The organism is Microcoleus pseudofavosus SVA1_A4 (assembly GCF_036700565.1).
Classification (GTDB): Bacteria; Cyanobacteriota; Cyanobacteriia; order Cyanobacteriales; family Microcoleaceae; genus Microcoleus.
Genome location: NZ_JAUBPE010000010.1, coordinates 46,830 through 71,929 on the forward strand (window position 1 = coordinate 46,830; position 25,100 = coordinate 71,929).

The 25,100-nt window shown below is 46.2% G+C and carries 20 protein-coding genes; 11 read left to right on the forward strand and 9 right to left on the reverse strand.

From position 1 onward, the window contains the following. Position 1: 1 nt before the first annotated feature. The 5 genes from QUA02_RS06555 to QUA02_RS06575 all read right to left on the reverse strand — a co-directional run bounded on the left by QUA02_RS06555 (position 2) and on the right by QUA02_RS06575 (position 6,391). The gene (locus QUA02_RS06555; RefSeq protein ID WP_333026171.1) at positions 2 to 1,708 is read right to left on the reverse strand and encodes a methyl-accepting chemotaxis protein; all 1,707 of its coding nucleotides are present in this window, start codon (positions 1,706 to 1,708) and stop codon (positions 2 to 4) included. A 15-nt stretch (positions 1,709 to 1,723) separates the two neighbouring features. Further along, positions 1,724 to 3,019 (reverse strand): CheR family methyltransferase, encoded by a 1,296-nt coding sequence (locus QUA02_RS06560; RefSeq protein WP_333026172.1) that lies wholly within the window; start codon positions 3,017 to 3,019, stop codon positions 1,724 to 1,726. Between the two features lie 8 nt (positions 3,020 to 3,027). Beyond that, a complete protein-coding gene (locus QUA02_RS06565) occupies positions 3,028 to 4,635 on the reverse strand; it encodes a methyl-accepting chemotaxis protein (RefSeq protein WP_333026173.1) in 1,608 nt (535 codons plus the stop codon). 113 nt (positions 4,636 to 4,748) lie between these two features. Further along, a complete protein-coding gene (locus QUA02_RS06570; protein ID WP_333026175.1) occupies positions 4,749 to 5,207 on the reverse strand; it encodes a chemotaxis protein CheW in 459 nt (152 codons plus the stop codon). Between the two features lie 131 nt (positions 5,208 to 5,338). Continuing rightward, a complete protein-coding gene (locus tag QUA02_RS06575; protein WP_333026176.1) occupies positions 5,339 to 6,391 on the reverse strand; it encodes a ligand-gated ion channel in 1,053 nt (350 codons plus the stop codon). A gap of 532 nt (positions 6,392 to 6,923) precedes the next feature. On the opposite strand from QUA02_RS06575, the gene QUA02_RS06580 reads away from it, so the two are divergent. Together QUA02_RS06580 and QUA02_RS06585 are read left to right on the forward strand one after the other, a co-directional pair. Then, complete coding sequence (locus QUA02_RS06580; protein WP_333026177.1) at positions 6,924 to 7,286, forward strand: hypothetical protein; 363 nt, start codon at positions 6,924 to 6,926, stop codon at positions 7,284 to 7,286. Between the two features lie 327 nt (positions 7,287 to 7,613). Then, a complete protein-coding gene (locus tag QUA02_RS06585) occupies positions 7,614 to 8,636 on the forward strand; it encodes a tetratricopeptide repeat protein (protein WP_333026179.1) in 1,023 nt (340 codons plus the stop codon). Between the two features lie 268 nt (positions 8,637 to 8,904). Here QUA02_RS06585 and QUA02_RS06590 read toward each other — a convergent pair whose 3' ends face one another. The 3 genes from QUA02_RS06590 to QUA02_RS06600 form a co-directional block, all read right to left on the reverse strand. After that, the gene (locus QUA02_RS06590; RefSeq protein ID WP_333026181.1) at positions 8,905 to 9,654 is read right to left on the reverse strand and encodes a hypothetical protein; all 750 of its coding nucleotides are present in this window, start codon (positions 9,652 to 9,654) and stop codon (positions 8,905 to 8,907) included. A 553-nt stretch (positions 9,655 to 10,207) separates the two neighbouring features. Then, positions 10,208 to 10,930, reverse strand: a complete 723-nt coding sequence (locus tag QUA02_RS06595; RefSeq protein WP_333026182.1) for a pyridoxine 5'-phosphate synthase — start codon at positions 10,928 to 10,930, stop codon at positions 10,208 to 10,210. A 379-nt stretch (positions 10,931 to 11,309) separates the two neighbouring features. After that, the gene (locus QUA02_RS06600; protein ID WP_333026183.1) at positions 11,310 to 12,098 is read right to left on the reverse strand and encodes a nucleotidyltransferase domain-containing protein; all 789 of its coding nucleotides are present in this window, start codon (positions 12,096 to 12,098) and stop codon (positions 11,310 to 11,312) included. Between the two features lie 273 nt (positions 12,099 to 12,371). Here QUA02_RS06600 and QUA02_RS06605 point away from each other — a divergent pair, with 273 nt between their 5' ends. From QUA02_RS06605 to QUA02_RS06635, 7 genes are all read left to right on the forward strand, one after another. Further along, complete coding sequence (locus QUA02_RS06605; protein ID WP_333026185.1) at positions 12,372 to 13,232, forward strand: Tab2/Atab2 family RNA-binding protein; 861 nt, start codon at positions 12,372 to 12,374, stop codon at positions 13,230 to 13,232. 388 nt (positions 13,233 to 13,620) lie between these two features. Beyond that, positions 13,621 to 14,916 carry a TldD/PmbA family protein gene (locus tag QUA02_RS06610; protein WP_333026187.1) on the forward strand — a complete coding sequence of 432 codons (1,296 nt, stop codon included), beginning with the start codon at positions 13,621 to 13,623 and terminating at the stop codon, positions 14,914 to 14,916. A 219-nt stretch (positions 14,917 to 15,135) separates the two neighbouring features. Further along, complete coding sequence (locus QUA02_RS06615; protein WP_333026188.1) at positions 15,136 to 16,092, forward strand: GDSL-type esterase/lipase family protein; 957 nt, start codon at positions 15,136 to 15,138, stop codon at positions 16,090 to 16,092. A 142-nt stretch (positions 16,093 to 16,234) separates the two neighbouring features. After that, positions 16,235 to 16,438, forward strand: a complete 204-nt coding sequence (locus QUA02_RS06620; RefSeq protein WP_333026189.1) for a hypothetical protein — start codon at positions 16,235 to 16,237, stop codon at positions 16,436 to 16,438. A gap of 169 nt (positions 16,439 to 16,607) precedes the next feature. Beyond that, complete coding sequence (locus QUA02_RS06625; protein WP_333026190.1) at positions 16,608 to 19,421, forward strand: chloride channel protein; 2,814 nt, start codon at positions 16,608 to 16,610, stop codon at positions 19,419 to 19,421. Positions 19,422 to 19,615: 194 nt separating this feature from the next. Then, the gene (locus QUA02_RS06630) at positions 19,616 to 20,737 is read left to right on the forward strand and encodes a glycosyltransferase family 4 protein (protein ID WP_333026191.1); all 1,122 of its coding nucleotides are present in this window, start codon (positions 19,616 to 19,618) and stop codon (positions 20,735 to 20,737) included. An 11-nt stretch (positions 20,738 to 20,748) separates the two neighbouring features. Continuing rightward, positions 20,749 to 20,982, forward strand: a complete 234-nt coding sequence (locus QUA02_RS06635) for a hypothetical protein (RefSeq protein WP_333026192.1) — start codon at positions 20,749 to 20,751, stop codon at positions 20,980 to 20,982. 246 nt (positions 20,983 to 21,228) lie between these two features. On the opposite strand, the gene QUA02_RS06640 is transcribed toward QUA02_RS06635, so the two are convergent. Then, a complete protein-coding gene (locus tag QUA02_RS06640; protein WP_333026193.1) occupies positions 21,229 to 22,164 on the reverse strand; it encodes an exopolyphosphatase in 936 nt (311 codons plus the stop codon). A 66-nt stretch (positions 22,165 to 22,230) separates the two neighbouring features. On the opposite strand from QUA02_RS06640, the gene bioF reads away from it, so the two are divergent. Together bioF and pirA are read left to right on the forward strand one after the other, a co-directional pair. After that, a complete protein-coding gene (bioF, locus tag QUA02_RS06645; protein ID WP_333026195.1) occupies positions 22,231 to 23,403 on the forward strand; it encodes an 8-amino-7-oxononanoate synthase in 1,173 nt (390 codons plus the stop codon). Positions 23,404 to 23,832: 429 nt separating this feature from the next. Continuing rightward, positions 23,833 to 23,982 carry an arginine synthesis PII-interacting regulator PirA gene (gene pirA / locus QUA02_RS06650; protein ID WP_333026196.1) on the forward strand — a complete coding sequence of 50 codons (150 nt, stop codon included), beginning with the start codon at positions 23,833 to 23,835 and terminating at the stop codon, positions 23,980 to 23,982. Positions 23,983 to 25,100 lie beyond the last annotated feature (1,118 nt).

Here is a 25,100-nt window from a genome sequence, read left to right on the forward strand (position 1 = left end):
TCTATGCCATCACTTTGAATCGCGCAATCTCTGTCTTTAAGCTATGAGTAGCTTCGTCAAGTTCTTCTAAGGCGTGATTGGTTTCTCGCAACGAGCCTGCTGTCTGCTGAGATGCTTGGCTCAGATGCTCCATCGCTTCGCTAATTTGTTGCGCTCCCTGAGATTGTTCATCGACGCTCTGACTCACCTGCTCAAAGCGTGGGGTCAATCCCTGCACCTGATGAATGACTTCGGCAACTTGTTCGCTAATTCTGCCTACTTCTTCGACGCTGTGAACTACAGACTTGGTAAACTTATCCATCTCTGTAACGCCGGTAGAAACTGCCGATTGCATCTCCTTAATCATCTGCTCAATTTCTAGAGTCGCAACAGCAGTCTGATCGGCTAACCGTCGAATTTCCCGCGCCACAACCGAAAAGCCCGCGCCGTATTCTCCGGCTCTCTCGGCTTCGAGTGCTGCATTGAGCGAAAGCAAGTTGGTTTGATCTGCCACAACCGTGATGGTTGTCACCACTCTGCTGATATTATTGGCTCGTTTGTCCATGATTTCCAGCTTGGAGGAAATTACCTGAGTAGCTTCTAGCAACTGGCGCATCACAGAATCGATGTGGTTCAGATTGTCTTGACTGTTGCCTGCTGCCACTGTTGTCTGTTCAGCCATTGCCGCCACCTGCTCCATTGTTTTCACCAATTCCCTTGATGTCGCGGCAATTTCATGAGCCGTTGCACTCACTTCATTCGTTGAAGCAACTTGTTCTGTAACCGTTGCTTCCAGGTTTCTTCCAGATGCCGTAATTTGGTCGGCCGAACTGGTGATTTGATTGCCTGACTTTTGAATGCGGTTAACTAGCGCATTCAGGTCTTTATTCATGGTGTAAAAGGCATTCTGCAATTGACCCACTTCATCTTGCTGGTCAGCGAGGGAAATTTGGCTGGTTAAGTCTCCGGCTGAAATCTTTTGAGCAATGTCAACTACCCCTGCAATTTTGGCTCCTAGAGGTTTGGCGATCGTGTTGCTAAAGAAAATTCCAAATAAGATGGCGGTTCCCGGACCGATCAGGATTGCCACAAATGCCCAAAATCCGACTTGAGAAACATCTTTCGCCGATACACGTTCTGTTTCCGCTGTCGAATCCTGATTCATTTTCAACACCTCCAAAAGTTTATTGGTGGCGTCTGTGAAGGGTTGACGGTTTACCTGAACTTGCTTCTCAAGCTCTTTGTAGCCAGCGATCGCCGAACCAGGATTCCCCGCTGAATTTTCAAATAGATTGAAAACTCCCAGTCTCTCGAACTCGATATTACGCCTCAAAAATTCCTCATGGGCTTTCTTCCACGCTTCCCACGTATTCAACAAGTCTTTATATGCCTTCTGTTCAGCGTCAGACTTAGGAGCCGCTTCGTACTGCTGAAACCCTTCCTGAATTTGCTTCCAGGCGTTATCCATGCGATCGATCTCTGCCTGCCGCGCATCTTTGTTTAGATTGATATTCAGCAAGCCACGTTCTGATGATTCGATCTGGGTTTTTCCTTCGTTAATTTTCCACAAGCCGGAGATGCTGGGCACACTATTGCTGGCTAGCGAGTCGATATGCTTGCTCAAGCGAGAACTGCCGCTCAGACCTACCAGTGCTACAATCAGCACCAAAAGCCCCATGAACATGAACGCGAATATGAGGCGTGCCTGCATGGATAGATTTTTGAACATATCAGGTTTCCCCTTCTAAGCTTTTGTCCTGAGACTGTGCTGCAAGCGCTGAATTCGCTGCCGAATGATTTTTGCCCCTACTGTATCGCCTTGATTTTCCTTCAATAAGGCGAGGTGAATTAACGCTTCATAAGAGGTTGGCTCCAAGTATATAGCACGTTGAAAACATCGCTCTGCTTGGGCACTCTGCTGGTGGGCCTGATACAGTTCTCCCAAGAGAGTGTAGGCAGCCGCACTCGTTGGATGACGGGCGAGATACGAGTTACAAAGCGCGATCGCTTCTGCAGATCGCCCGTCATCCGCTAACTTTTTCACTGTTTGTAAATCAAGAGACGATGTTGGTTCAGGGCTTAAATCCTTTGAACTCGCAGATGGATCGGATTCTTTGATTTGCTGAGTGTCTGGCGCCGAGTAAATTTTCCCTCCTAAAGATTGTTTGGCAATCGTTTGAGGAGTTATTAGTTGAGATGTCACCTGTCTGAGTTGAGTAATATTGAGGGGTGCCAGTTTTGGAAGCGATGCTTTCGACTTTCGATAAGCAAATGTGAAAGGCTGACGGACAGAGGCGTACTTGTCTGCGACAATTTTTCCAGTGTCAGACGCTCCAACAAAAAGTAACCCTCCTGGTATGAGTAGGCGATCGAGCGCTGCTAATACCTGTGAGCAAACTTCGGATTTTAGGTAGATCAACAAGTTGCGGCAGAAGATGATGTCGTATTTCTTTTGAATCAGCGTCAGAGAGGTCATTACATTCCCCTGCTGGAAATTGACGAGCCCTCTAACGGGCTGGCATAGTTCGTAACCCTCCGCCGTTTGCTGAAAGTAGCGCTCTCGGCCTGTCCAAACATCGCCGCGAAAGGAGTTTTTGGTGTAGACTCCGCGCTTTGCCTTGGCCAGGGATCGCTGACTAATGTCAATCGCATCGATCGCGAACTGTTTCGGATGCAGACCCGCTTCTAGTAGGGCGATCGCCAGTGAATAAGGTTCTTCGCCAGTAGAGGATGGAACACTCAGCAGTTGGAGCGGATTGCGGTTTGGGGACTGCAGCCATTCCGAGGTGACGTAGGTTTTCAGGTAATCAAACGGTTTGCCATCTCGGAAAAACCAAGTCTCTGGCACGACGAGCAGTTCGATCAGCTCGTCTAATTCTAAAGCGGAGGTTTGTAACCGTGCCCAATAGCTCTTCAGGTCAGGCAATTTACAGCAGACTCGACGATTCTCGGCTGCTCTGGCAATCCGGTTGGAGCCAATTGTATCGGGGTCTAAGCCTATAGTTTTGCTCAGTAATGTCGCGATCGCAGATAGTACCATCTGTAAGCCTAAGCGGTTTTGAATCGAGAAATTTCTAATCGTAATCCATTTGCTGCCTCATCAAGCTGCCCTACAGCACTGTTCGTCTCCCGTAAAGCGTCCACCGTCTGCTGAGATGCTTGACTCAGGTGCCCCATCGCTTCACTAATCTGTTGTGCTCCCATCGATTGCTCCTCAATGCTCTGGCTCACCTGCTCAAAACGCGGGGTCAATCCTTGCACCTGCTGAATTACCTGAGCAACCTGATCGCTAATCTTGGTGACATCGGCAACGCTATCAACAACAGATTTATTAAACTTATCCATTTCCATTACGCCAGTAGAAACTGCCGACTGCATCTCCTTGATCATCTGAGCAATTTCCAGAGTGGCGACGGCGGTTTGGTCAGCCAATCGGCGGATCTCCCGTGCTACAACTGCGAAGCCGGCCCCGTATTCTCCAGCTTTTTCTGCCTCGATCGCGGCATTTAGCGACAGTAGGTTGGTCTGATCGGCAACCTTGTTAATGGTAGTCACAACACTGTTAATATTGTTTGCCTTTTCATTCATGACGCCAAGTTTAGTGGCAATGGAAGTAGTCGCATTTGAAAGTTGGCGCATTACCGTTTCCATCCGGTTTAAGTCATTTTGACTGGCACCAGCAGCAATTGCTGTAGATTGTGCCATCAGCTCAACCTGGTCCATCACCTTGACTAGCTCTCTAGAAGTGGCGGCAATCTCCTGCGAGGTCGCACTCACTTCATTGGTTGAAGCGAGCTGTTCTGTAACGGTGGCTTCTAACTCTTTACCGGCTGCTGCAATCTCAGTTGCGGAAGTGCTGATCAGCACTCCAGATTTTTGCATCTGGAGAATCAGCGAATTCAGCTTTTTAGACATATAGTGAAATGCTGTCATCAACTTGCCAACTTCGCTACCATCGTTGTTTAGCTCAATTATTTGCTGTAAATCTCCATCAGCAATCTTTTCTGCTGCTTGCACCACCCTTGGAAGCTCTCGTCGGATTGGCACAGCCAGCGCCGCCACCCATAAGGCGCTCGCTACCGTTGCCGCCATCGTCAGCAGCGTTCCCCACAGGATCGCCATAGTCTCAAACTGCTTGGCTTTCTCGGCTTCCTGTAAATTCGCACTCAGTCGGGCTGCCAAAATTTTATGTAACCGAATGCTGGCTTCATTAAGTCTGGCAACACGGGGAATTAAAATTTGTTGTTTCGCCTCATTTAGCTTATCGGCATCGACTAGGGGATAAACAGTTGCTGCAACGCGATCGTATTCATCGCCAATCTGGAGGATTGCGCTGACTGCTTCTCGCGCCTCTGAATCGACCACCTTTGCCAATTCCTGCTTGTTCAGAAGCATACTTTCTTGCGCGTTAGTATAAGTCCCACGATAGTACTGATCCTTAGGATAAAGAGCATATCCTCGGATACTGGCGATAATCCTAGTGACATCATAAGTATACGCATCTGTAGAACTGATGTTCTCAGCGACTTGTTTTGAATTTGACTGCAATTTGACTAATTGGTCAATCCCCGACAACAGTATGGAGCCGAGCACAATCATGAACAGGAGCGGCACTGAGAAGCCCAGTATGATGCGGGTAGTGATATTGTTCAACATGTAGTTTGGGGGGTGAGAAATTAATACTGGTAAGGTGAACGAATGGGAGCGGATTCGATTAAGGGTTTAATCTTTCTGATTTTTCAGCACATTTTTATCAGCACTTTTTTTGATTAAGTTTCTTCACCCATCAGCAAGTAAGTATGTCGCTCATCGCTGAAAAGTCGCTCAAGCTGGACACATTGAATAATCCGTTTTTCATCGACAATCGTGCCGCTTAAGTAGGGTGCTTCCTCAACCCGAATGCTGGAATCCCTAATATCTAGGTTTGATATACTGAGTGTCTCTGTCACTCGCTCTGCCATCAGCCCTAAGTATTGTACCGATTCGTTCGGGCGGGGATATTTGACGATCATGATGCGGGTACTGAGGTGCGATCTGCTCGGTGTACCTTGGATCAAATGGCACAGGTCGATCACTGGCAAGACTACTCCCCGGTAGTTAAACAAACCGGCCACGTATTCTGGTACGTGCTGTAGCTTTCTGAGATTGACTCGTGGAATTACCTCAACAATGTACGAACTGTCGATCGCGTAGAGGTCATTCCCAGCGTAGAAAAGTAGAATTAGCACTTGTAACGATCGGTTTTTATTAGGGATGAATGAATATTTTTAGACTATAAACTGCTTCAAGGTTAGCACACTATCGCCAAATAATCGACGATTAAATTATTTCGTAATTTTTTCAGCACTGGCGTTTCGATCTAACCCACGATCGCCGCATGAGAAATGACAACAATATTAACAACAACGAACGATCCAGCCAGGGTCGGAACAGCAAGGCGGCGTCTTAAATACCGTGACCAATCCGACTGGTCTGCTTCACTTAAAAATCGAGTGTAGACCAGCACAATTGCTGTTATGAAGATGTAAATGATGGCGATGATGTGGATGAAATCAATCAGGGTGACAGAATTGCTACTACCCAAATCTGAGGTCGCTGCTTGCAGATTTACTATAACTGCAAACAAATTACCCACAAGGATGCCCATTATATCTTCATCCAGCAACAATGCCATTATTGAGAGTGCAACAGCAGCATAAACTCCCATCACAAGTTTAAAAAAGCTAACTTTACTCTCGCGGTTGATTGTAATTGAAATAACTAAGCGCGATCGGGAATTTAGTTCTCTTTTTATTCCCGGACTACCAAAGCTTGTTCTATAAGGAAAATTTTCTTGAGAAATTCTAAAATCTCTAATTTCCCAACCTTCCAAATCTAAGTCTTTCGGATAACCTGTGTTCGCAAAATCTGGGGCGTGAACGAAGCTGGAAGCATCTAACAGTGTTTCCTCAAGGGGAATTTGCAATACATGGCGATCGAATGGATAATTTTTTGTGTCCCAGTTGTGATATAAAGTTGCGCTAATCTCCTCTTCAGACCAGAATACGTTTTTACTTGCCTTAAATGTATCCGACAGATTTTCGCTTCGGGAAAAACTTGTGTAATTCTTGCTAACTTCCTTGCTATTGACAACCTTCAGGCTTTCCAAAGGTTTTGGAGTCTCAAAAGGACAAACGCTCCAAACCCAGAAGTTTGCAGTAAACGACTTCTCTGCTGGATGAAAATCTCGCAAGGATGTCAAGTAAACTCCAATTTGACAAGTTTTTGGAGATGTAACAGCCTCCGCCTGAACTGGCAAAGTTTGAGACAGCCAGCAACTAAAAACCGCGATCAGCAAGCAACCAATTAGGGGTAGTCCCTTGACAACTCCTCTAACGGCAGGATGATTCAGTTTAGAAATATATCCCCTCACTCATCAACTCCCTTGCTAAGCAACCCCCGATTTTACCACCTAACGATGCTTGCAAAAAGTTGATTAATTGTTTAAAAATTTACGATCGCCGCATAGGAGAGTGCTGAGAGTGCCAAGTAAGCTGTTCGGCATTTAAAAGAGGATAGTAGGGTGCGTCAGTAAATAAGCGTTTCCCAAGTATAGTAAGTGTTCTAGCTGACGCACCTTACCTGGATCGTTAATGGTTTAAATGTGTAACAGCTTACCACATTCAGAAATCCTTTACTATATCAACGTTTCTCTGTGCCTCGGCGGGCAAAAATTCGCTGATTCGCTGCTGCCAGTAACTCTTCTAGGGCTTGGCATATCGAATTATTTTAAAAAAATATATTTTGGTATCTGCCTTTAGATACATTTTTAATCTTTCTTTAGGTATACTTTCTTAAAAGGAGTTGCGGTAGAACCTGCGTCAGCTACGCTAGGGCAGAGCCTGGTAGCGGCTACTGTTTTTACTCTTAATAATGCTTTAAAAATATAAAAGCCAGTGCCAAGCATGAATAATTTAGAACTCGAACAAGAAATTGGGAAGATGGCTAGAGCGATGATGACTCGCAATAGCTTAATTGGTAAAGATTTGATTGCCGATCTCAGAGGGCGGCTGTCTGTTGACAGTGTAGCTGCTTTGATGATTGTCAGTATTGAGCGTTTGATTTGGTCTGACTGCGAGTCGGTGATCTGGAGTTTGAGTTATTTGATTCCTGCTGACGTGATGGAAGAAATTCGCCGGATTACTGCGCTGGTTGTTTGCCAGCGGTTGATGGGCAAGGGTTTTGTGCTGGGGAAGGATTTTAGTATTGATGCTGCTGGCAAGTTGCTGTTGAGCAAGAATGCTCATAAAGCGGTTGTGGTTGCTTGAAGAAAGCAAGCAGAAGTTGGAGCCGATCTCACTATGGGATTTGCACTCTTTGTATAACTGCAAACCTGATTCGGGATGCGGTAATAGTTGCGTGACTCAGGCTGATTTGAGATTCGCAGCAGATCCAACAAGCGATGAGTGCGGTTAGCTGAAAGAGCATTTTGCCAGAGGAAAATAGTTATTTTCGATCGCCAATTATTGAGGTTGTGACTGGCAGTTTGTACGGGCGATCGCCCTGTATCAAAATTTTCAGATTTTTAGTGGAATTACAGTTTAACTCCGGGCATTGTTCCTGTACAATCATCCCTAAGATAGATGCGAAGTATTATGAACTTAATTCAAAACTTGGAAGCAGCTTGGTATTACCATCTGGGTTCGCGCCACCTCGAAGCTAACGATCATGATGGTGCTCTGGCAAACTTTAACAGAGCTCTGAAGTTGCAATCGGATCATTATAAGGCTTGGTTCGGACGAGGTATGGCTTTGGGGAACTTAGAACGGCACTTAGATGCCCTGAAAAGTTTTGATGAGGCCTTGGCGGTGGAGCCGAATGCGAGCTTTGGCTGGCACAACCGGGCTATTGCTTTAGGAAAGTTGGGGCGCCCAATGGATGCTCTCAACAGTTTTGACAGGGCTCTGGAGTTCAACCCGTGCTCGGCGAGTATTTGGCACAACCGGGGACTTTTGCTAATCGATATGGGGCTTTACGATAAGGCGGTTCTGAGTTTCGATCGCTCTTTACATTTGCAGCCGGAGGCTGCTTGGGCTTGGTACAACCGAGGTAATGCTCTGTTGGAACTCAAGCTTTACTATCAGGCGCTCAACAGTTTTGAGAGGGCGATCGAGTTTAATCCAGACGATGCGAAGGCTTGGTACAATCGGGGTCTAGCTGCCAACTCAATGGGACTTTACAAACAAGCAGTGGCTAGTTTTAGCCGATCGCTCGCTCTGAAACCGGGCAGAGCCGAAGCTGTGGGCGAACGGAGAGTTGCTTTGGTAAAATTAGTAGGTTTAAATCAGAAAAATGGCAAGTTCACTCCCACATCTGAGTGTTCCTTTGAGGATTATTTGATTTGGTACAACCGGGGTGTGGAATTGGCGCGAAAAGGTTGCTACTCGGAGGCGATTGTTTGCTACGAAACTACCTTAGAAATAAATCCTGATTTTGCTAATGCTTTTTACAATCAAGCTTGCTGTTATGCGCTGCTGGGCTTTGCGGATTTGGCCCTTGACAATTTGCAGCGGGCTGTGGAGTTTATGCCTATCTTATATCGAGAGCTAGCTTTAGCTGACTCGGATTTAAGCTGCATTTGGAAACAAGAACGTTTTGAAGCGCTGATCCAAGGTTGATTTTAGATATATTCCGGTTGCACGAGCACTGGGAGGACACGGCAATGCCGTGTCCCTACCGCAAAACAATTGATAGCGCTCGCGAGATATGTAACTATAGCCCGATTAATTGTAGGGACACGGCACTGCCGTGTCCTGATTGCGGGTAATATTAATTCCGATACTACGGGATTTGATTTTACGCAAAAAAAAGCTCGCGTTTCGGGCGAGCTTTTGTACTTGGGCGACGGAAATTCGATCGCCCTCAAGAGTATTTTTGCCATATTTGCTATTGCACAGAAACTCTGATGGAGGGCTTGACGGGCCTGTTGGCAACTATCAGCACCCGGTAGGTGCCGGACTCGGGGAGTTGAGCAAAAGTTTGACCTTCACCTTGATCCAGGAGTTGTCCCGACGGAGATTCGATCGCCACATCTAGATTTTTTTTGCTCGCAGTCACCCTGATTGTCTGTCCCTGTTTCCCCTGAACTGTGAGGGGCTGGATTTGGTAGCCGGACATTTTGAGTTTGACTGTAGCTTCTTTTTCCCCGAATGCTATGGGAATTGCGCGATCGGGCCTATAAGTCCACTTGGCGTTAAAGTCGCGTCCGAGTACGAAGCTGCTAGTCTCACCTTTCGGGGTAACTCGCACGCGGTAGATGCCGGATTCTGGCAACTGGCCGATCCACTGATTGTCGGTTTTTTCAATAACTCCCATATTCTGACCGTTGGGACTGTACAGTTCGGCTGTCAGTTGTCCCGCCCACAGGGAGAGAGTGAGTTCTCGCCCTTTGACGCCTTCAAAAATATAGGTGGTGGGTTGATGGATGGTTTCTCTAATTTCGGAGGTTGACATTCGCTCGATGGGTTCGAGATTTGGAACTGTGGCAGAAGAGGTAGCGGGTTTGTTAAAGGTTTCTGTAATTTCCGAGGCAGCCATCCGATCGCCCGGTTCAATTTTTGGGGCTACAGGGCTGGCAAATACTGATTTTGCCATCATCATCAGTAGCATTCCAGTCAGTAAAATTAGTTTTTTCATGTCGCAGTTGGGAGGGGGGTAAGGAGTTGTATATGGTTACTTGTGTTGGCCTGTTGTCACCGGATTAAATCTGGCGGATCGCGATCGGCTACAGCAGCATGGAGGATAAGTAAATTTCCCGTACTTGCACAAAACCTACTGGTAGCAGATTTACAATGCGGGAGCTTTCGCAGTCGCTTCAGTTTGTCGTGACATTTTAATGATACTCCTGACAGGATAATATCATCGAAAATATTAGTAATTTGGTCAAGGAAAATTAAATCTTTTGTCGAGGAGTTGGCTAAAAAAAATGCCAACACCCAAAAAACGCGGTGTGTTGGCTCCGGGATTTGCCTTGTTAGCTAAAAACCGCTATCACCCGTAGGGGGTGACGGTCTCTACTGTTAGCTGTTGCGGGCGATCGGCTAATTATCAGTTCGCGATCGCACGCACTCGCTTCTGTAGGGTGTGCGCACTGCGCACCTTACCACTTAGAAGCTAGTAGGGTTTCTAAGGGCGGGTTTAGTTACGATTTTTGTGCAAAATCGGGCTTCCCCCGCGAGGTTTATTTGTACTAGGAACCTGAGAGAATCTTTAGGTAAGCTTCTACCGTGTTGGACAAGCCCATTTCTAGCGCTTCGGCAATTAAAGCATGACCGATCGATACTTCTAGAATATCAGGAATCGAGCAAAATTGGGCTAAGTTTTGTAAATTTAAATCATGTCCGGCATTCACTCCTAAACCGGCATCTTGAGCCGCTTTAGCTGCTAAAACATATTGTTGAAAAACAGATTCTACTTTGCCTTCGCGAAAAGCAGTTGCATAGGGTTCGGTGTACAGCTCTACTCTGTCTGCTCCAACTTCTTTTGCTAGCGGCATGAGAGCAGCATCTGCGTCCATAAACAGACTAACTCTAATGCCGTTATTTTTTAATTTTTGAATAATTGGTAAGAGCAGATCGCGATTTTCGGGAATATTCCAACCGCTATCCGATGTTAGCACGTCGGGAGCATCCGGCACCAAGGTACACTGAGCAGGTTTTACGTCGCAAACTATATCCATAAATGGGGGCTGAAACGGATTTCCTTCGATGTTGAACTCTACGGTTAGCATTTTGGCTAATTCGTAAACATCGGCAGCTTTGATGTGCCTTTCGTCGGGGCGGGGATGGACTGTAACGCCGTGGGCTCCGGCGGCAATTACTGTTTTTGCGGCTTCGGTAACGCTGGGGATGCCGATGTTTCGAGAGTTTCTGAGGAGGGCGATTCTGTTGATGTTGACGCTGAGTTTTGTCATGGGATGTTAATCTTTAAGGTTGATGCTACTATATTAATCGCTTTCACGAAACCTTTAGCGCCTTACGATACTGTTAGGGGCTTCTTATATTAATTCAACAAAGTCTTGCTACAGTCCTCTATTTTTTACTAATTAATTATTAAAAATCGCATATCCCCGTAGGGAAACGGCAGGGAGTATCCCATTTTTGCTTTCATATCATGGACGGTTGCATCAGAATATATTTGGATGATAGCGCGCGAGCGTCTCGCTCGCGGCTAGATCGTTCGCTATGGACGACGTGAGCGCTCCTAAAAAACGCTTTTTACCCAATTGGGATGCTCCCAAACGGCACTGCCGGGTCCATGATTCCCGCGCCGGAAACGGCACTGCCCTGTCCCTACAGATATCGTTTTTCATAATTGGTATTAGAGGAAAATTTAGCTTCGGCAAGCGGTAAGGTTTCTGCAAAAAAAGCCTCGGCTATTTGCTGTTTTGCTGCCAAATCTTCAAGATTTGCAATGCAGAAAAGGGGTGCGACGCGATCGACTATTTTTGGCGGAAAATCTCTGCTGAAATATTTTAGTTCAAAGTCGTATCTGTGGGGACGGTAAATCATGCCCAACAGTTCGACTAAGGGTAAGAGTGTCCACTCATGATAATTGCCGATCGCATCTACTAAATGTCCGCGATAAATCTCTTTTTTTACCAGAGGTTGCAGCAAATCAAAACGGATTTTAATTTCGTTGAATCTGGCTAGCATTTGGGAAAAATGCTTGTTTGTATCCAAATGAGGGGGTACAATTAGATTGGCTTTGTCAAAGGCGACCGGGACTTTTCCGTGTTTCTCTATTTCCAGGAAATCGTTGCGGCTGCTGCGCCTGAAAACGGCAAAATCAATTAGCAAAAACGGCGGGGTTTCTTTGAGCCGCCAGAAGCACTGCGACTGACCGTGCCAAACGGGTTCTGGAACTCGATATTTGAGTTCGATTTCGCCAATTTCGGCGAGGGCTTTTTCAACAAGATCAAAGGTTTGTTGCACGCAGTTATCTTCAACCACAACGGCAATATCGAGGTCTGACCACTCGTCGGTGTATCCGTGGGCTGCTGAACCTCCTTGCCACAAAGCTAGAACAAAATCTAAAGGTTGTAAGGTTGAAACAATTTTTTCGAGAATGATTTGTCTCATGGAATCAAGCTATACTGTTTGTTTTCCTTTGCTTGCACAAGTTTAACAAACGATCGCAGGTTGAGATTGCTCCGCGACAGTTCTCCGAAGAGTTGCTAATGCGTCCGGTTGTGGACTGCTGCCAAAAATTACACGGGAAGCTGCAAGGGAAAGTGGCAATCTTTGGGAAAGTGCGATCGCCCTTGAAAGTGAAAATCAGCCTTAAATCATCATTATGAGAAACTTGCCCGCCGTCCGGTAACATGAGAAAGGATTAATTTTTAACAGCGCGGCATGGCAACTATTTGGGAACTCGACTTTTACAGCCGTCCGATCCTAGACGAGCGAGAGAAAAAAAAATGGGAAGTGCTGATCTGCGAAAGCCCGCTGAATGTAAGCGACAAGGCCGAATCTCTGTTTCGCTACTCCCAATTCTGCCCCAGTACAACCGTGAATTCCCTGTGGCTGGCGGGCGCAATTAAAGAGGCGATCGCAATCTCACCGAAGCGACCCGAAAAAATCCGCTTTTTCCGCCGCCAAATGGCGAACATGATTACCAAAGCCTGCGAGGAGTTGGATATTCCCGCCGCCTCCAGCCGCCGCACCCTCGCCCTCAGCCTGTGGCTGGAAGAACGGATGCAAGACGTTTATCCCACCGAACCGGGCTATAAAGCCGCTCCGAACCCGAGCGTTCAATTTGTACCCGAAACGCCTGTGGCGCTGCCGGATGCTTTAATCGGCGAAAAATGGGCGTTTGTGAGTTTGCCGATCGCAGCTTTTGACGAAATGTCCGAGTGGGATATCGGATTTGGCGAAGCTTTCGGGCTGCCGATGACAGGCCTGGGCCCGGAAACGCAAATTCCGGGGCTGATGATCTACTCGTCGAGAGCAACCGCTTTGGCCGGTTGGATGTCGGGTTTGGAGTTGGCTTTTCTGAAATTTGAAAGCGGCCCGCCCGCTAAGCTTGTATTAGATACCGGAGCTAACGATCGCTGGATTTTAGCTAATCTTAGAGACGCAGCAACTGAGAAAGAAGGCAAAGCATTTGAAGCGGCGAAAAAACAAGCAAAACAAGTACATTTCTTAGCAATTCAGTCGAATCCCGAATCGGAATCTTTCGCCGGATTTTGGCTGCTGCACGAACTAAAGATTTAGTCATTAGTCATTAGTCATCAGTCATTAGTCAGCAGTCATCAGTCATTAGTCAGCAGTCAGTTGTTAGTTGTCAGTTGTTAGTAGTCAGTTGTTAGTTGTTAGTAGCAGTTAATAATCTACCGTTATTTAGTCTAGAGTTAACAGCTAGATTGACTAATAACTAATAACTCATATAGCGGTTCTCAAATAATTGAGGTATGCTCTTCAGTCCAAGGCCCGCGAGGCCTATGCTCTACGAGCATCTCATGTTACTGAGAAAGGCTATAACTAATAACTACTAACAACTGACAACTGCCAACTAACAACTGACAACTGCCAACTGACAACTGACAACTGACAACTGCCAACTGCCAACTGCCAACTGACTAATTACCAACCACCGACAACAATGACCAATGACCAATCAGCAGAACAACTGCTAGAACTAGCCACCAAAGCAGGTGCAGAAGCTGCTGAGGTATTGGAATCGCAATCGCTCTCGCGGCCGGTCTTTTTTGAAGCAAACCGCCTCAAACAGCTAGAAACCGCTCAAGCAGAAGGCATTGCCCTGCGGCTGTGGCGGGACGGGCGGCCGGGTTTGGCGGTGGCTTACGGGCCCGTGGAACCGCAAATTTTGGTGGACAGGGCGATCGCGCTTTCGCAACTCAACGAACCGGAAACCATCGAACTCGGCACTGGTGAGAAAGTTGTTTATCCCGATCTCGGAGTGTCGGTGCCGGCCGAACAGCTAGTAAACTGGGGAAAAGAGGCGATCGCGATCGTCCGCGAAGCCTATCCCGAAAGCCTCTGCACCGCCGAACTCGACTGCGAAATCGAAAGCACCCGCTTGCTGAATACCAGAGGCTTGGATTCGAGTCACACCGATACCACCCTCAGCGGTTACTTGTCAGCAGAATTAGTGCGGGGAGAAGATTTCCTCAACATTTGGGAAGGCGAAACCGAACGCGGTACCCTCGACTTAAACACCAGTGCCAAGCGGGTTTTGCAGCGTTTAGAATGGGCGAAAGATAATGTTGCTCCCGCCACGGGCCGCGTGCCGGTGCTATTTACAGCCAAAGCTGCCGACTTGCTGTGGGGGACTGTCTGTGCGGCGTTGAACGGCAAACAGGTACTCGAAGGCGCTTCGCCTTGGAGCGATCGATTGGGTTCCCAAGTGACATCGCCGCTTGTCACCCTCTCGCAGCAGCCGGATACCGGGCCCTATAGCTGTCCTTTTGATGACGAAGGTACTCCCACTCGGGCGATCGTCTTTATCAACAGCGGAGTGTTGCAGCTATTTTATACCGATCGCACCACCGGTCGAGCCTTGGGCAGCGGCACCACCGGCAACGGATTTCGCCCGGGTTTGGGCAGCTATCCCACGCCGAGTTTGTTCAATGTTTTGATTAAACCAGGAGAGCGATCGCTAATCGATTTAATCGCTCAATTAGACGACGGAATTGTAGTCGATCAAATGCTTGGTGGCAGTGCCGGAATTTCCGGCGATTTTTCGATTAACGTCGATCTCGGCTACCGAGTCAAAAAAGGTCAAATAGTCGGCAGAATCAAAGACACAATGGTAGCAGGCAACGTCTACAGCGTCCTCAAACAATTGGTTGAATTGGGAGGAGACTCCGAATGGAACGGTTCTTGCCACACACCGTCTGTAATTGTAGAGGGATTGTCCGTCATCGGCAAGAATTAAAGTCAGTTGGCAGTTGTTAGTAGTCAGTTGTCAGTTGTTAGTTGTCAGTTGTTAGTTGTCAGTTGTTAGTTGTCATCAATCATCAATCATCAGTTAACAGTCAACAGTCAACAGTCAACAATCATCAATCATCAGTTAACAGTTAACAGTTAACAGTCAACAGTCAACAGTTAACAGTCAACAGTCAACAGTCACCAATTCCCAATCCCCACACATACTATGCGTATTTGTTTTATCGGCGATTCTTTTGTAAACGGTACTGGCGATCCAAAATGTCTCGGTTGGACAGGACGGATTTGCGCGGCCGCTTGCGGACAAGGACACGATATTACCTACTACAATTTAGGAATCAGGGGAGAAACCAGTGCCGATATAAAAACTCGCTGGTTCAGCGAAGTTTCTTGCCGCTTACCTCACTACTGCGACGGCAGAATAGTATTTTCCTTTGGCGTCAACGACTCTTACCTAGAAAATGAAAAAATTCGCATAAAAGTTGAGAAATCAATTGAAAATGCCCGAGATATTCTCACATCAGCCAAAGAAATATTTCCAGTTTTAATGATAGGCCCGCCGCCAGTTATTGAGGCCGATCGCACAATCAGAATAGCCAATTTATCCGAACAGTTTTCCCAAGTTTGCAGGGAATTAGAAGTGCCTTATCTAGAGGTTTGCACTCCCCTGCGAAAATCGGAAATTTGGCAAAAAGAACTTACCGAAAATGACTGTTCCCATCCCCGCGCCGCCGGTTACGCTGAATTAGCTAAAATAGTTCACAATTGGGACGGTTGGAAAGCTTGGTTTAAAAATATCAATATATCAGATGGAGAGACAGTAACGCTGTTCCGAGCTGTCGGCAAAAAAGAAATGGAATTAATTCGAGAAAGCGATTTCATGGCATTTCCGCCGCGACTGTCTTTTCAGCCTATTTTTTATCCCGTACTCGACAAAGCCTATGCCATACAAATTGCACGAGATTGGAATACAAGAGATGCAGCATCGGGATATTTCGGCTATGTAACTCAGTTTCGAGTTTTGACTGAATTCTTAAAAAAATATCCTGTCCAAACTGTCGGCAGTTCGATTCATCAAGAATATTGGATTCCGGCAGAAGAATTGCTAGAATTTAATCGCAATATTGTCGGAAAAATTGAAATTTTTGCTGAATATCAACCGTAGAATAGGAGCGATGACAGAGGTTATACCAATTTTTTATGAGGCTGCATAGAATCAGATCCCCCCTAGCCCCCCTTAATAAGGGGGGGACAAGATTCCGCTCAAATTCCCCCTTCTTAAGGGGGATTTAGGGGGATCGAGATATGTGCAACTTCACATTAAATTGGTATTAGATTTTAATCAATTTGAAGTTGTGAGTTTTGACTGCTACGGCCCTCTCATAGATTGGGAAAGCGGAATACTGCCAGCCTTGAGACAATTGCTGTCAAGTCGCGAGATAGATTTGGCTAAATCGCAGACACGAGAAAACAGGATTTGGGGCGATACTGCCGGCCTGCGGCTAGCCTGATTTAGAAGTGCCGGATTTGAAAACACTGGTGGAGGCTATAGGGTAAAAAAATCGCAGATTGATATCAAATCCGGTAGCATCGGAATTACAGCAGATTTCAGGTAAGTATCGAAGGATTTTTTGCTAAAGTGCGATCGATCAGACAATTCTCAGGTCATCTACGCTATTTATGCCGTACATTACTATCCCTAAACAATTTAGGGAACCTTCCAGGGTCATCGCATCTCAACTGTTTTTACGACCGAAACGCCTAGCCATTTTTGAAGCTTGTCTGATCGGCTTGGTTGCCGGACTGGCTGGCGTTTTGCTAAAGTCAGGAGTCGGATGGCTCGGCAGTTGGCGAGTTGCTACCTCGACAGTAATTCCAGCTTGGATATTACTGCCCAGCGTCGGTTTATGCGGCGGGTTGCTAACAGGTTTCTTGGTTGAGCGTTTTGCTCCCGAAACTGCCGGTAGCGGCATTCCTCATGTCAAAGCTGCTCTCGGCGGAGTCAATCTTTCCTTAGATTTGCGAGTAGCTGTCGCCAAACTTCTGACCACAATTTTAGCAGTTGGTTCCGGTTTAACTTTAGGAAGGCAAGGCCCGACTGTGCAAATAGGAGCATCTTTGGCAGGTTGGATAGGTCACTTGATGCCTACTTCCCCAGACTACCGCCGACAATTGATTGCTTGCGGTGCTGCGGCGGGATTGGCTGCTGGTTTTAATGCTCCCATTGCAGGAGTTTTGTTTGTAGTTGAAGAACTGCTGCACGACGTTTCGGGATTGACTTTAGGGACTGCAATTATCGCTTCATTTATCGGTGCAGTTGTCTCGCAGCTTTTGGGCGGCGATAGTTTAAATTTGAACCTTCGCGAGTACCAAACCAGTTTTGAGGCTCAGGAAATCCCGTTTTACATACTGCTAGGAGTTTTAGCGGGATTGCTGGGAGCTTTGTTCACCAAAGGGATTATGGCTAGCTTGCAATTTAACAGGCGATCGCTCAAATTAGCTTTGCCCGCGCGAATGGCTCTAGCTGGCATAATCTGCGGTTCAGTAATAGCTTTTCTCCCAGAAACTTTCCGCAACAATACGGGTTTGCGCGAGTTTCTGCTGACTGGCGAAGCAAGCGGGATAACGAGTTTAATTGCTTTTGTAGCTCACTTTTTTCTGACAATTATTTCCGCTGCTTCTGGAGCTCCGGGAGGATTGTTTTCCCCTGCGCTAGTTCTCGGTTCTGCACTCGGTCACATGGTGGGCATTGTGCAGGCAGATTCCCTGGGCGTCGGTTTGCCGGTAACTTACGCTTTGGCGGGAATGGGAGCGTTTTTTTGCGCGGTTTCTAGAGCGCCGATTACTGCGGTAGTTATTGTGTTTGAAATTACGGCGGATTTCAAATTAGTGCTGCCTTTGATGATCTGTTCTGTAGTTGCTTATTTAGTCGCGGAAAAGGTGGACAGCGGCTCTTTGTACGATCGCCTTTTGGAATTTAACGGCATTCAACTGACGCAGGCAAAATCTGCCAGCAATACTTTGAGCGACTTGCACGCAGATGATGTGATGCAGCGCCGAGTTGAAACTCTTTCGAGTCTGCTGACTTTCGATGAAGTGATGCAGGCATTTTCGCGATCGCACCACCGAGGATTTCCAGTAGTAGACGGTGGCAAATTAGTCGGAATTGTCAGTCAAACCGATTTGGCAAATGCCAGCGATCGCAATTTGTCCGGCAACTCCCTGCTCAAAGAATTTATGACTCCACAGCCGATCGCAGTCAAAGCAAGCGATACTTTAAGCGAGGTTTTGTACAGGCTCAACAACTACAAGATCAGCCGCTTGCCGGTCGTAGAAGGCCGCCGTTTGGTGGGAATTATTACCCGCAGCGACATTATCCGAGTTGAATCCGATCGCCTCAGCGGAGAAACAACCCAGGGCCCGCATCCAGAACCTTCTTATGTTGTCTATCAAACCAAAGCTCCGCAAGTCGGAAACGGCCGCTTATTAGTGCCGCTTTCCAACCCCCAAACAGCACCCGCTTTGCTGCGGCTGGCGGCGGCGATCGCGCGCGATCGCCATTACGAATTAGAATGCCTGCAAATCATCATAGTACCGCGCAACAGTTCCCCCTCAGAAAGCGCAGTGCGAACAACAAAAAGCCGCCGCCTGCTGCAACAAGCCGAGCGAATTGTTCGCAATTGGAACTTGCCAGTACACACCCAAATACGGGTAGCTCACGACGTGCCTAACGCGATTTTGGAGACAATTAAGGAGCGACATATCGATTTAATTTTGATGGGATGGCAAGGCGAAACATCCACAACTGGACGCATTTTTGGCGATGTTGTCGATACCGTAATTCGGCAAGCCGGCTGCGAGGTGGTTTTGGTGAAGTGGAGCGAAAAACTATTAGCAACACGTAAGAAAAATGAGTTTTCCGCAACTTTCAGCGGGCGTAAATATGCGTCTATAGAATGGGAGTTAAATCCCGAAGGAGTTGACGGCGCAGATAATCCCGCATTGGCGAGATCCTCAGATTCATCAGCGACTCCAGAGACTGAACTTTCCCCGCCGAATGCAGACATTCTGGCGCCAGAATTGGGACTGCACACGCTGATGGGTTTGCACCGCTGGTTGGTGCCTATTCGCGGCAGTTACAAGCAAGCTGCGGCTTTGCGGCTGCTACCTGCTTTGGTGGCTGCGAGTGCTGTACCGGAGATTAAATTGTGTCAGGTTCACCAGCCTTCTGTTGCAGAACCCGATCGCCGCGAATTAAAGCAAGCGGCGGATTTTATCAAGCGCAGGGTTAGCTGTTCGGTAATAGCGACTTCGGTTTGCGCTAAATCGGTTTCTGATGCTTTAATTGATTTGGCTCAGAACGATCGGTGCGATGCGATCGTCCTGGGAGCGAGCCGCGAAGGGTTATTAAAACAGGTGATTCAGGGAAATATCCCGGAAGCTGTGGTTCGCGGGTGCGACTGTACGGTCATTTTAGTGCGATCGGCTTCTTAGTCATTGCTAATGGGGCATGGGGAATTGGGAATTGGTAATTGGTGACTGTTGACTGTTAACTGATGATTGATGACTGATGACTGATGATTGATGACTGATGACTGATGACTGATGATTGATGACTGATGACTGATGACTGATGACTGATGACTACTGACTACTGACTACTGACTACTGACTACTGACTAATAAATATGGTTCACTTTAACGTTGGCTTTCAACACTTTAACTCCTTCGCCGACATTACGCTATCCCTGGCGAAAACCTTAGACCAAATGGGAATTCCTATTTCGGTCGAACCTTCGGAAATTGCCTCTCACGTGACCCGCAATTCCACAGCAGAAGAAAACGACCTGCTAGCGAAGTGGATGAACACCGCACCATCAGATTTATTTCAGATAAAATGGTCTCATTACTGGAAACCTTATTTTTTGAAAGAACTCAAAGGACATCTCAACTTAGAACTTTTTGCGATCAATTACGAATTCGCCAAAAACCATGATGAGTATGATTACTGGATTTACGATGCTGTCAACAATTCATCCCACAAGCTAGCCGTCAGCCAATATTCTAAAAAAGTCTTAATAAAAGCTGGATGTCCGGCGAAAAACGTATCAGTCATGCCTCTCGGCTTCAATCCTTTAATCTCGCAACTCTATTTTCCCAGACCGCAAAAAACGCAAAAAGATGTAAAATATATTCTGCACATGACCAATTCTTATGATTTTTATAGATTTGGAACGGATCTAGCCATTCAAGCTTTTTATGAAGAATTTAAAGATGATGCCAACGTAGAGTTAATTATCAAAGATGGCGGCAAAAATCCTGATGTCATAGTCGAACATCTCCTAAATATCGAAAAAAAATTCGGCAAGTTAAAGTCAAAAATTCAAGTAAGACCTAAATTTTGTACTAAAGCAGAACTAGCTGATTTATACTTGTCAGCAGATGCTTTTTTAGCTCCGTTTCGCGGCGAGGGTTTTGCGATTAAAATTTTGGATGCCTTTGCTGCGGGTTTACCCGTCGCTATGACTATGTACGGCGGCCCGACAGAGTACGCCAATACCGCTAACTGCTATCCCATTGCTTACGATCTAATTCCCGTAGGAGAGTGTTACGATACTCAGTATCTAAAAATCAGAAATGCTCCTCATTGGGCAGAACCAAATGTTCAGTCTGTTCGCCAGCAGTTGCGAAAAATTGTTGAAGACCCGATGCGTTTTCAGGTAGCTCAAAAAGCTAGAGAGACGGCGGATTTATTTAATTGGGAAGCTGCGGCTCAAAAATTGCTAAGATTAATGCGAGAGTTGTTTTAGGAGCGCAAATTATGGGACTCGAACGCAAAATGTTTAGGGGAATGTTTTCACCTAGCGAAGTGGTACAATTGAAACAGCCTTGTTTTACTCCCGGGCGATTGTTTGAACCAGGAAAATATAACGCTGCTGACTTGCCTGATGTCGCTTTTGATATGGGTTTGGTAGACCATTTGCCGCCAGTCAAAGGCAATAGTTCAGAAAATCTCAACCCCCAGAACCCAGAAGCTCAAAACATTGAGGAGTAAACTCCCGTTTCTAGTAAGGACTTCAGTCCTGAAAATCCCCGTTTCTAGTAAGGACTTCAGTCCTGAAAATCCCCGTTTCTAGTAAGGACTTCAGTCCTGAAAATTCAAATAATCAAAGACTCAAGTCCTGACTGAAAAAAAATCAAGCCAATTTAACTATTTTGCTTAAGGGGTAAGGTGCGCAGTGCTAGCGCTACAGATAGAGAGTTTGTGTGTCCGGGAATGTGCAACAAAGATCGAGCCAATTTAACCATTTTGCTCGATCTGGGCAATTAACTCTTTCAAAACTTTACTAGCTTTATCATTCTCAATCTGACAAGTTCCGGCATTCTGGTGCCCGCCGCCGCCATATCTTAACATTAACTCCCCAATATTGGTTTTAGAAGTTTTGTTAAAGATTGACTTCCCAACTGCGAAAACAGTATTTTGTTGTTTCAGTCCCCAAAGTACGTGAATCGATATATTGCACTCGGGGAACAAAGCGTAAATTACAAAACGATTCCCCGCATAAATCACATCTTCGTTGCGCAAATCCAAAACGACTAAATTATTATAAACTTGGGCGCAGCGCTGTATTTGAGCTTTAAATTTTTCTTCTTGATCGAAGTAGAGGTCTACTCTTTCTTTCACATCGGGAAGCTGCAAGATTTGATCGATGGTATGATTTTTGCAGTAATCGATTAACTGCATCATTAACTGATAATTGGAAACCGTAAATTCTTTAAACCTTCCCAAGCCTGTTCGGGCGTCCATTATGAAGTTTAACAGCACCCATTCTTCTGGATGCAAAACCTCTTCTTTGGCAAATTGAGCGGAATCTGATTTGTCAACTGCCGCCATCATCGCCTCAGAAATATCAGGAAACTTGGCTCGGCCTCCATAATATTTGTACAGAACCCTAGCTGCGGAAGCTGCATAGGGGTCGATGATATGGTTGATTTTGATTTTTTCGTGTCTGAGAGTTTCGCTGAAATGGTGATCGAAAGCTAGATGAACTCCCTCAATATAGGGTAAATTGGTGCTAATATCGTTATTTGTTATTTCGATTTTTCCATCCTGCATATCTTTAGGATGTACGAATTTAATCTCGTCGATCATATCGAGTTCTTTGAGCAAAACGGCACAGACAAGACCGTCAAAATCGCTGCGGGTGACTAATCTATATTTTTTAGTGAGTGGCATATGCTTCGGTGGTGGCGAGGGACTGATCACCAGATAATATAACGTATTACCCGATCGCTGGACAATATGAACGCAGACCCTTACGCTTGGATAGATAAGTCCCTAGACACTATTCGCCGTGCCCATTGGTATAGATCGCCACAATCGATCGAAAGTTGCCCCGGGCCTGTGGTAAAGTTAGCAGGTCGGAGGCTGATTAACTTTGCCAGCAACGATTATCTGGGACTAGCTGGCGATGACAGGTTAATTCAAGCTGCTATGGCTGCAACTAAGGAATTTGGTACGGGTGCGACGGGTTCGAGGTTAGTGGGCGGACACCGCGATTTGCACCGACAGCTAGAGCAGGCTATTGCTAATTTAAAACAAACTGAAGATGCTTTAATATTCAGTTCGGGATATTTGGCGAATTTAGGGGCGATCGCATCCGTTGTCGGCAAGCGCGATTTGATATTATCTGACAAGTACAACCATTCGAGCCTGAAAAACGGAGCCGCACTCAGCGGTGCAACTGCGCTAGAGTACAATCACTGCAATGTTGAGGATTTAACGGCCAAGCTAGAGCAAAATCGCGCGAGATACCGCAAGTGTTTAATTATTACCGATAGCGTCTTTAGCATGGATGGGGACTTGTGTCCGCTGCCGCAGTTGTTGGAGAAGGCCGGACAATTTAACTGTATGGTATTAGTAGATGAAGCTCACGCTACAGGAGTTTTCGGTGCTAGCGGTGCTGGTTGTGCAGAACATTTCCGGTGTACGGGAACACCGCTGATTCAAGTGGGGACACTCAGCAAAGCTTTGGGAAGTTTGGGCGGCTACGTTGCGGGTTCTGCTGCTTTAATTGACTTTCTCCGCAATCGAGCTGCGAGTTGGATTTATACTACAGCATTGACGCCTGCTGACACGGCGGCGGCTTTGGAAGCTGTGAGAATTGTCCAGCAAGAACCACAACGCCGAGTGCGGTTGCAACAAAATATCGAAACTTTCAAATATTGCGCGATTACCGATCGGCAATTACCCATTAGCAATTCCCTGTCCCCCATTTTCAGTCTTCCGTTAAAAGATGCAGCCACAGCTTTAACAGTTGGCAGCAAACTCAAGGAGATGGGTATTTTTGCTCCCGCTATTCGGCCTCCGACTGTAAGTGTGAGCCGAATTCGGATTTCTCTGATGGCAACTCACGAGCTCGCACACCTTCAGCAGTTGGTAGAGGCGCTGGGGCAAGTTTTGAGTTGTCAGTAAATGTTGGGTGCTCCACGCACACCTTATATCATGGAGGGTTGCATCGGAATAATATATTTGGACGCTCGCACTACATAAATCCGATGCTGCCGGATTTGATATTACGCTTAAAAGTCACATATCTGGGTAGGACACGGCAATGCCGTTTCCCTACTGGGGAATTATATTGTTTCCGGGCAGGCAAGATGCCTGACCCACATTAATTTTGAAGCTCTTGTGGAGGACGTGGCAAGGCCTAAGTCCCTACAGATGGCACTATTTACTGGGAATTGTCAAGATATCACTATTGACTTATGGCCATGATTATACACTATTGTGGTCGATAGGTCAATAACTGTAAATTTTTTGTAAATTTAGATACTTTTTGAAATTTAGCGCTATATTAGAGAAGTAGCAGGTACACCAAATTAAATATAAGGAACGTCCACCATGAACACAAATCGCCAAAACGTAAAAAAAATAGCTGAAACCCACCGCGCTAACATTCACAAGCAACTGATGCACCGCATCGAAGTAGCTAGGGCAAGCGGCAACCAAGATTTGGTTCGGGTGCTTGAAGACGAAATGAGACAGTTGTAAGAAGCTGCAACTAAAATTTGCCCGTAGTTTGGTTGAGACGGTTGTGCGAAAAATGCAGAATTCCGGCAACCGCTACCTGTTCAGTTTTGACTCCTCTCTTAGTTGGTAGAAAAAACCCCGGTTTCTTCAAGAAACCGGGGTTTTTTATTTAGAAGGAAGAAGAAAAAAGATTGACAAGCTTGGCAAAATATATAGCCTTTCTCCGAAAGATGAGGTACTGTCGGGCATAGGGCATAGGGCATAGGGCATAGGGCATAGGGCATAGGGCATAGGGCATAGGGCATACCTCACTTTTTCGAGAACCGCTATATTGTCCGTTCACGAATAACCGATTGGTTGACGACAGCTTATGTGAAGAAGATGATAAATCCGTTGAATTTCAAGTAGGACACCAGCGGAACGATAGTCAGGGAAAATTAGGATAATTAAAAGTTTTCCCAAATTCAAGAAAGTGAAATTATTTCTCCTTAATTGTTTCAACCAACAATCGGAAATATCTCCCGATTAACGACAAAACTCAATAAGCGCACGAATAATATCAAATCCGGTAGCATCGGAATTATGAGCGCGCTCACGTCGTCCATAGCGAACGGCTACAGATCGCGAGCGAGACGACGTGAGCGCTATCATCGAAATATATTATTCCGATGCAACCGGAAATAATATGACGTACACTCATGCGTGTGCTATTCGTTGGAAAATTGAGCAATTTCCTAGGGAACTCAAGCAACTAACCGACAGAGAATATTGCCAGTGCCGTCAAGCTTGAATTCAAATAGCTCGTATTGCTTGCCATGAACTTTTATGGGTTGGCGCTCAAAAATTTAGCCGATAAAACGGGTCAAACAATATAAAATTAAACACGGGCGGCTATCAAATTATGTAAGTGAGCAACTAAAACTTCCCGTTCGATGTTTATGGTCTAATTTTTTGGTGCTGGTACACGGAGCTGTAACAGTTGCGTAATTTCTGAGTAATTTCTGAGTAATTTCTGAGTAATTTCTCTGTAATGCCTGAAGTCCCTAAACACCCAACGACTTAGCCGAAGGCCTCAACGGCATGGCTAAAAGAACGCGAAATTAGCAAAAGTCAGAAGTCAGAAATAAAATGTAATATTA